At 43.3% G+C, this 1,099-nt stretch carries 1 protein-coding gene and 1 pseudogene; both read right to left on the reverse strand.

Features of this window, described 5'->3' with window-relative positions:
• Window positions 1-563: response regulator transcription factor (locus tag A3735_RS26390; RefSeq protein ID WP_068638949.1), on the reverse strand; the 563-nt coding region annotated here is incomplete at its 3' end.
• Between the two features lie 176 nt (window positions 564-739).
• Window positions 740-1,099, reverse strand: a pseudogene (locus tag A3735_RS26395) (antiporter); the annotation flags it as partial.

Genomic DNA, 1,099 nt, shown 5'->3' on the forward strand with positions numbered 1-1,099 from the left:
TTCATATGGCTCTTGATCGTATGCTCGGTCAAATGCAGGCGCTGGCAGATTTTCTTGTTTGGTAAGCCTTCACACACTAACTGTAAAACTTCCTTTTGCCGAGGTGTTAACTCTGGTAATTCAGCAACTTGTTGTGACTGATAAAAGTCTGGCAGGCAATTCTCGCCTTCCATGACTTTTTTTATCTGATTAAGGATCACTTCACTGCTGCTGGCTTTACTAATAAAACCACTAGCCCCAGCCTTAAGGGCTCGCTGAACATCCCTGAGTTCCTCGGAAGCTGACAAAATAATTGCCGGGATGAATATTTTCTGCTCAGACAGGTATCGAAGAATAGACAGCCCCCCCTCATCAGGTAAGCATAAGTCGAGCAATATCAGGTCATAACCCTGATTTTGTCCAAGGTGATTTTGAGCCTCTATCACGCCATGAGCACATTCGATCACAACCTCTTCGCTCAAACGCTTAAGCACAAATGAAAGCCCTTCCAGGTAGACTGGATGGTCCTCTATCACTAATAATTTCAGTTCACCACTCATCGGCGAAAAGCAAGAAGCTTGCATAACAGTATGATTACCAGGCTGATGTTATATTTGTTTTTTAGCATGCATATTATGCTGATATTAACACCTGCTTAGCAAGCCAATTATTGGCCATTTATTAACCAGTAAACATAAAAAACCGCGCTAGTTGCGCGGTTTTTTATTTTAAGCCATAACTTACAACTTATGGATTGTCGTTATGGATTATAGTGCTCGCAGCTCTTACGTAGGTAGAACCACCAGTTAAGAACGATACATACGGCGTAGAACGTTGCGAAGCCATATAGCGCGTACTCAGGAGTCGTCGCCTTGATTTGCTCACCCAATACTTTAGGCATAATGAATGCACCGTATGCTGCCACCGCTGCAGTCCAACCCAATACCGGACCTGCTTGCTCTTTATTGAATACCTGAGAGATGGTACGGAAAGTAGAACCGTTACCAATACCTGTTGCAGCAAACAAGACTAAGAACAATACAAAGAATGGTACGAAGAATTCTTCAGGTGTTGCTGACTGGTAAGCGGCTTTCATGAAGTAAGCCACACCAATTGCACA

The organism is Oleiphilus sp. HI0061, assembly GCF_001635675.1.